The organism is Mycoplasma sp. 4044, from assembly GCF_053851695.1.
Window position 1 is genome coordinate 1 of sequence record NZ_JBSQBD010000006.1, and the last position, 1,131, is coordinate 1,131.

Annotated in this window: 1 rRNA gene; it reads right to left on the reverse strand. The window is 45.4% G+C overall.

The features are described 5' to 3' along the window. Window positions 1-1,131, reverse strand: a 23S ribosomal RNA gene (locus tag ACWXVN_RS03015); the annotation flags it as partial.

A 1,131-nucleotide genomic window follows, 5' to 3' on the forward strand; every position in this document is an offset into this window, starting at 1 on the left:
AAACTAGCGTCTACTCTTCAAAGTCTCCCACCTATCCTACACATGTTAAGCCAAAATTCAATACGAAGTTATAGTAAAGCTCCACGGGGTCTTTTCGTCTTGATGCGGGAACCCAGCGTTTTCACTGGGACCATAATTTCACCGAGTCCAATGTTGAGACAGTCAAGAGATGATTGCGCCTTTCGTGCAGGTCAGTATTTAGCCGACAAGGAATTTCGCTACCTTAGGACCGTTATAGTTACGGCCGCCGTTCACCCGGGCTTCAAATCAACGCTTCGCAAATGCTAACGTATCATCTTAACCTTCGGGCACTGGGCAGGCGTCACCCCATATACATCGTCTTGCGACTTAGCATAGAGCTGTGTTTTTGATAAACAGTTCCCCCTCGCATTTTACTGCGGCCTATATTGCTATAGGCATCCCTTCTTGCGAACTTACGGGATAATTTTGCAGAGTTCCTTAACATTGGTTTTCTCGCTCGCCTTAGAATACTCATCTTGGGGACGTGTGTCCGTTCTCGGTACGGGTCCCTTAAAACTTAAGTTAGAAGCTTTTTTAAGAAGTATGAAATCACATAATTCGTTACTTTGTTGCCATTTCACTATGCATCGTATCTCAAAGTTATGTCGCTAGGGATTTGCCTCCAGCAACCTTCTAAATACTTACCCCACAATCCGATAAGTGGTAATGTTATCCTCCTCCGTCACTCCATCACATTTTAAGGAAGTACTGGAATATTAACCAGTTGTCCATCGGCTACGCCTTTCGGCCTCGTCTTAGGTCCCGACTAACCCTGGGTGGACGAACCTTGCCCAGGAAACCTTCCCCAATAGGCGTCAGTGATTCTCACACTGAATCGTTACTCATACCGGCATTCTCACTTCTAAGCGCTCCACCAGTCCTCACGGTCTGGCTTCAATGCCCTTAGAACGCTCTCCTAACGCTAAAATTTAGCCCGTAGCTTCGGTATTGTGTTTTAGTCCCGTTAAATTATTGGCACAAGATCTCTCGACTAGTGAGCTATTACGCACTCTTTAAACGATGGCTGCTTCTAAGCCAACATCCTAGCTGTTTAAGAAATCTCACAACCTTTCTCACTTAACACAATTTTGGGACCTTAGCTGACGATCT